We start from the raw sequence: 6,378 nt of genomic DNA on the forward strand, positions 1-6,378 counted from the left end.
TCGGTCTTCGGGCGGATCCGGATCTCCTTCATGTGGACTTCGTGGTGCTTGCCCTTGGCCGTCCGCTTGGCCTGACGGTACTTGAACTTGCCGTAGTCCATGATCCGGCACACGGGCGGCCGCGCCTCCGGCGCGACCTCCACGAGGTCCAGGCCCGCCTCCGATGCCTGGCGTATGGCCTCGTCCCGTTCCAGGACACCTAACTGTTCGCCATTTTCACCAATAACCCGCAGCGGCGAAATTCGGATTTGCTCGTTGATCCGCTGCCTGAAGTCCTTCAAGCCGTTCTCCTTATTCTAGGACCGGGTTCCTTGCGTGCGGTCTATCTTGAGCCCCTCGGGGCCGTCGGCCTCAGCCGGCGCTCGCGGATTTCGGTTTGTGCCCGCCCGATGAACGCTTCGACCGTCTCGCCGCCGAGATCGCCCAGCGCCTTGTCGCGGACGGCGACGGTTTCGGCGGTCGCCTCCTTCTCACCCACGACCAGCATGTAGGGGATCCGCCGGCCGATGGCCGACCGGATCTTCGCCCCCACCTTGTCGCTCGAGAGGTCGGCCTCGGCCCGGAAACCGGCTTGGCGGAGGCGCTCGAGCACCTGGCCGGCGTAGGCGTCAAACCGCTCGCTGACCGGCAGGATGACAGCCTGGAGCGGCGCGAGCCAGAGCGGAAAATCGCCCCCGTAGTGCTCGATCAGGATGCCCAGGAACCGCTCGATGCTGCCGAGAATCGCGCGGTGGATCATCGCCGGCCGGTGCTCGCGGTTGTCGGACCCGACGTACGCGAGGTCGAACCGTTCGGGCATGGCGAGGTCCACCTGGATCGTTCCGCACTGCCACGACCGCCCGAGGCAGTCGCGGATGTGGTAATCGATCTTCGGTGCGTAGAAGGCCCCCTCCCCTTCGTTCACCTTGTACTTGAGGCCGCGCGCCTCGAGCGCCTCCCGCAGGGCCCCCGTCGCGTGTTTCCACATCGCGTCGGTGCCGATGGAGTGCTCCGGCCGCGTCGAGAGTTCCACCCGCACATCCTCGAAGCCGAACGTCCGGTACACGAGGTCCACAAGATCAATGATGCGGACGACCTCGTCCTTCAGTTGCTCGGGCAGACAGAAGACGTGGGCGTCGTCCTGTGTGAACTGGCGGACGCGCATCAGGCCGTGCAGCACGCCGCTCTTCTCGTGCCGGTGCACGAGGCCCAACTCGGCCACGCGCATCGGGAACTCGCGGTACGAATGGGGCCGGTCGAGGTAAATCAGGAGTCCGCCCGGGCAGTTCATCGGTTTGACGGCGAACGGTTCATCGTCCACCCGCGTGAAGTACATAGCCTCGCGGTAATTGTCCCAGTGTCCGCTGCGGTGCCAGAGGGCCTCGCTCAAGATGATCGGCGTGCGGACCTCGACGTAGCCCGCCTCGCGATGGACCTCGCGCCAGAAGTCCAGGATGGCGTTCATCACGACGACGCCGTTCGGATGCAGAAAAGCGAAGCCCGGCCCTTCTTCGTGGAAACTGAAGAGGTCGAGTTCCTTTCCGAGCCGGCGGTGATCGCGCCGCTTCGCTTCCTCGAGCCGCGCGAGGTGCTCCTGGAGGGCCTTCTTCGAGAAGAAGGCGGTGCCGTAAATCCGCTGGAGCATCGGGCGCGTTGAGTCGCCTCGCCAGTAACTGCCGGCAACGCTGAGGAGTTTGAACGCCGGGATGCGCCCCGCGTCGGGGATATGGGGCCCGCGGCAAAGGTCCACGAAGTCGCCCGTGCGGTAGAGGGTGACGGTTTCGGCGGTCTCGGGTTTGGCTTCGGCGTCGGCGAGTTGCTCGCCTCCGCGGAGCGGATTCGACGCGATGTCATTCAGCAGTTCGACCTTGCACCATTGGCCGTCGGCCTCCATCCGGCGTCGCGCCTCGCCGCCGGCTACGGTTTCGCGCTGGAACGGCGTGCGCTCGGCGATGATCTTGGCCATTTCGGTTTCGATCTTCGCCAGGTCTTCGTCCGCGATCCGTTCCGCAAGGTCGAAATCGTAATAGAACCCGTCCTCAATGGACGGACCGATGCCGAAGCGCACCGCCAGGCCGTACAATCGGCGCACGGCGGCCGCCATGACATGAGCGGTCGAGTGGCGCAGAATCGAAAGGGCTTGGTCGCTTTTGTCGGTCAGGATCTCGAGGTCGTAGGCGGCGTCTGCATCCAGCCGCGTCCCCAGATCCACCAACTTGCCGCTCAGCCTGGCAGCGACGGCGGCTTGGGCCAGGCGTGAACCGATTCGGTTGGCTACCTCGGCGACAGTCGTCCCTTCGGCCACTTCCAGGTTGCTTCCATCAGGAAGTTTGACCGTCGGCATCTCGCGCACTTGGCCGGCCCTGTCAGGCCATCGGAGATTTGAAATCCAGGATTTCAGACCCCGACGCCCCGACCGGCCTCGTATCCTCCACTATAGGCACCATCCCTGCGTCAAAGGTTCCAGGCAAGGGATTGTGCGATTAGATACTCGCCCTCGCCGCCCCTGTCAAGGCCAAACTGCTCCGCCTTTGGGGTGCCAACCGTCCTGCGCCCGTCGCCCACGGCCCGCGTCAACTCGTCGCCGCCAGGACCGCGCGCGTCTTCTCGACCGCCAGCGCGAGAAACACCCCTGCCATGACGAACAGAACGACCGCACACACAAGGACCAGGACCTTGTACCACCGGCCCTCCAGGAGCCGTCGGCCGCTCGCCACCCCGAACGCGACGAGGCTGTACCATCCCAGATCGGCCGCGATGTGCCCGACGAAGAACACCGCCACACCCAGCCAACCCAGGCGGACGGCCCCCGCGAGGAGCAACGTCGGCTGCGTCACCCACCAGACGTACCAGTAGGGGTTCAGGGCGCTCGTCAGGAGCCCCGAGGCGATGGATCCGTGGCCGTGCAGCCCTGCCCCGGCGGCCTCGACCCTCGGCCGAAGGGCCTGTCGCACAAGACCAATGCCCATCCACGTAAGGGCCACCGTGCCGACGGCACCGATCACCGCCAGGACCGACGGGTTCTGGAACACGGCCGACAGTCCGATCGCCAGCAGGGCCACGACGGGGATCTCCAGGATCGCGTGACCGAGGACGACGCCCGGCCCGAACCAGAAGCCTCGGCGCCCGGTGCCCGCCACGGTCACGGCGAGAACCGGGCCGGGCATCAGTGCCCCGGACAGCGCCAGGACGAAACTTGCCCAGGCCAGGCCGGCCAGTTCCAGAACCATAGGACCTCCGCCAGGAGTCGAGTCATTCTATACTCTCGGCCAACATGGGGCCAATCCTTCAGGGAGCCCCCGTGCGCTTGGGAGCCGGTCATAAAAGTCACAAGGGGCTTGGCTTTTTATGGGAAGCGATGTAGAATGGCCTCGCGGGTGGCCGATAGAACGAGGGGAGACGTCCGCCGGCGTCGAGCCGGCTCCGGACGCGAGGGCCAGCACACGTGAAGCACGAGGTCAAACGCAAGGCGCACGCCGAGTTCTGCAACTGGGCGTCCACCTACGACAGCCACTGGCTCAACCACTACCTCTTCGAGCCGTCGCACGACCTGGCGATCGGCGAGTTGAAGGAGGCCAAGCCCGCTCGGTTGCTTGACATCGGGTGCGGGACGGCGGAACTGGCGACGCGCCTCGCCGGACGCGGGTGGGAAACGATCGGCCTGGACTTCTGCGAGCCGATGCTCCACCAGGCGAAGCGCAAACTGAACGGCAGCGCGGCCACGGTCCGCTTGGCGGTCGGCGACAGCGAGCATCTGCCCTTTGCCGACCGGTCCTTCTGCGTCGTCACGTGTGCAAACTCCTTCCACCACTATCCGCACCAGGAGGCCGTGATCCGCGAAATGTACCGGGTGCTTCAGCCGGGAGGTCGCCTGATCGTGATCGACGGCTGGCCGGACCACTGGATCGGACGGATCATCTACGACCTGGTGATCACGCACGTCGAGGGAGGCCAGGTGCATCACCGGGAGTCGCACGAGATGGAGCGGCTTCTGCGGGGGGCGGGCTTTGTCCGGGTCAGCCAGAAACGCATCTATTCGCCGTTCCCAATCCTCCTGACGCGCGGCCAAGTGCCGGAACGACCGGCGGCCGGCGCCGCATGAAAGCCGACGCATGACGGCACTTCGATTTTCGGCGCAGGGGGCGCTGGTGGCGGCAGGGGTGATCATTCTGTCGTTCGCGGGCGCCTTGGTCGGCGAGGAATCGCCCAAGCCGAAACGCTCCCCCGGGGCGGAGCGCGCCGTCTATCCCAAACCGCCGAAAGAGATGGACGCGCTCGCACGGCGCGACAGCCTGGCACTGCTCGAGGAGAGCATCCGATGGTACGAGCGGACCGTCACCGACTACACCTGCACGTTCACAAAGCAAGAGCGCATCGACGAGACGCTCGCCAAGACCGAAACGACCTTTCTGAAGTTCCGCGAGAAACCCTTCAGCGTCTATTTGAAATGGTCGGAGCCGTCGAACGGCCAGGAGGTTATCTTCGTTAAGGGCCGATACGACGAGAAAGCGGTGGTCCACCCGAGCGGTCTTCTCGGCCTGATTTTCCGCAAAATGAGCCTCGACCCCGAAGGAAAACAGGCGATGCGCCATAGCCGTCGACCCATCACCTTTGCGGGCCTTGGAAACATGTTGCGCCTCGTCGTGGGCCAGTGCAAGGCGGCCCAGGCCAAAGGCGACCTCGTGCTCGAGTACCGGGGCGTCCGCGAGGAGGCAGGCCGACCGGCCTACGTCTTGAACCGCATCCTCCCCGACGGCAAGGGCTACCCCTGCCACCAACTTTTCATCTTCATCGACTGCGAGTATCTGTTGCCGATCCGGACCGAGGCGTACCTGTGGGACGGCCGGCTCCTCAGCGATTACCGCTACGCGGACCTCAATCTGAATCCGGGTCTGACGGACGAGGATTTCAACCCCGAAAACCGGGAATATGGTTACCGGGTGTTTTGAGCGGTCCGACATAAGTTTTGTAAAGTGTGTGCGCGGCGGGTTCGCCGCCCCGCTTGTCCCTGTCCAGGTTGGACCCCTTTCGGGGCGGGGTGCTGGTCCCGGCGCGCCGGGACGCCCGCCAAGGCGGGCGGCGAACCCACCTCGCAAATGCAAGTGGGGGGCGCACGGGCACATCGGAGAAAACGCAACGTGTTCACGGGCATCGAGGCCATCCTGTTTGACTTCGGCAGGACGCTGGCGGAGTATGACTTGCCTAGTTGGCCGTCGGCGCTCGGCCGGTGCGTGGACGGCATTTACGGGTTCCTGGTGCGTCCGGCGGAAGAACTGGCGCCGCCTGCCGCCTCCATCCCTTCGCCCGAGATGGCCCACGCGGCACGGGGGGCGCTCCGGCCGGACCAACCCATGGCCCACCGGGTGGCGATGGGACTTCGGCGAGTCGTCCGGGCCGTCAGCGGACGCACCCTCCCTGCGATTGCCGAGGCGTGTGCCAGGCCCATCATGGCCACCGGGCGAATCTACGAGGACAGCCTGCCGACGCTCGAGGTCCTCCGGGTCCGGGGATATCGGATGGGCCTCGTGTCGAACACGCCCTGGGGCACGCCCCATTACCTTTGGGAAAGGCAGGTCGAGAAGTTTGCCCTGGCGCCGCTGCTGGAGGTTTGTTTGTTTAGTTCCGGCGTCGGGTACCGCAAGCCGCATCCCGCCATCTTCCGCGAGGCGCTTCGCCGGCTGGGCGTCCGTGCGGAGCATGCACTTTTCGTCGGCGATACACCGGCCGAGGACATTGCCGGCGCTCGCGCCGTAGGGATGCGGACGGTCCTGATCACGCGGGGGGCGGTCCCGGAGGGGGCCGAAGCGTGCGGCGCCGACGCGATCATCCCCTCGCTCAGGGCCCTTCCGGCCCTCCTGCCCGAGCAGGCCCAAACTCTTGACAGGTCTGGCTAACCTTCCTAGTATCAGCGTTTCTGACGCGGAGGCAACCTTTCCATCGAGAGGGTGTTTTTCGGCCGCGTTCTCGGGGCGAAGGGAGTTAGACCACATGGCACACGACGTGACGTTGATCTTGGGCGACGGGGTCGGGCCGGAACTCGCCGACGCCGCACGCGCCTGCCTTGACGCCACCGGCGTTTCCATCCGCTGGGACGAGCAGGAGGCCGGCGTCGATTGCCTCGAGAAGTACGGGAGCCCCCTGCCCGAGTCGCTGATGGCAAGCATCCGGCGGACGCGGGTCGCCCTGAAGGCGCCCATCACGACGCCCGTCGGCGGGGGCTTCCGCAGCGTCAACGTCCACCTCCGCCAGACGTTCCTTCTGTACGCGTGTCTCCGGCCGTGCAAGTCCTATCCGGGCGTCCGCAGCCGGTACACGGACGTCGACCTGGTGGTCGTCCGGGAGAACACGGAGGACCTGTACGCGGGCGTGGAGTTTGCGAGGGGGACGAACGCCACCCGC

General features: G+C 65.9%; 7 protein-coding genes. 4 read left to right on the plus strand and 3 right to left on the minus strand.

Annotated elements, in window-relative coordinates; all coding sequences use genetic code 11:
- From infC to NTX40_04285, 3 genes are all read right to left on the minus strand, one after another.
- Nucleotides 1-281, minus strand: a 281-nt coding sequence (infC, locus tag NTX40_04275) for a translation initiation factor IF-3 (GenBank protein MCX5648300.1), incomplete at its 3' end; no start/stop codon positions are given.
- A gap of 41 nt (nt 282-322) precedes the next feature.
- Nucleotides 323-2,323, minus strand: a complete 2,001-nt coding sequence (gene thrS, locus NTX40_04280; protein MCX5648301.1) for a threonine--tRNA ligase — start codon at nt 2,321-2,323, stop codon at nt 323-325.
- Between the two features lie 229 nt (nt 2,324-2,552).
- Nucleotides 2,553-3,209: a LysE family transporter gene (locus NTX40_04285; protein MCX5648302.1), complete on the minus strand. Its 657-nt coding sequence runs from the start codon at nt 3,207-3,209 to the stop codon at nt 2,553-2,555.
- A gap of 215 nt (nt 3,210-3,424) precedes the next feature.
- On the opposite strand from NTX40_04285, the gene NTX40_04290 reads away from it, so the two are divergent.
- From NTX40_04290 to NTX40_04305, 4 genes are all read left to right on the plus strand, one after another.
- Complete coding sequence (locus NTX40_04290) at nt 3,425-4,081, plus strand: methyltransferase domain-containing protein (protein MCX5648303.1); 657 nt, start codon at nt 3,425-3,427, stop codon at nt 4,079-4,081.
- A 10-nt stretch (nt 4,082-4,091) separates the two neighbouring features.
- Entirely contained in the window at nt 4,092-4,928 is an 837-nt protein-coding gene (locus tag NTX40_04295; GenBank protein ID MCX5648304.1) for a DUF1571 domain-containing protein, read from the plus strand.
- Between the two features lie 189 nt (nt 4,929-5,117).
- The gene (locus NTX40_04300) at nt 5,118-5,873 is read left to right on the plus strand and encodes an HAD family hydrolase (protein ID MCX5648305.1); all 756 of its coding nucleotides are present in this window, start codon (nt 5,118-5,120) and stop codon (nt 5,871-5,873) included.
- 94 nt (nt 5,874-5,967) lie between these two features.
- The coding region (locus NTX40_04305; GenBank protein ID MCX5648306.1) for an isocitrate/isopropylmalate family dehydrogenase at nt 5,968-6,378 on the plus strand (411 nt) is incomplete at its 3' end.

This window comes from Planctomycetota bacterium, from assembly GCA_026387035.1.
Classification (GTDB): domain Bacteria; phylum Planctomycetota; class Phycisphaerae; order FEN-1346; family FEN-1346; genus JAPLMM01.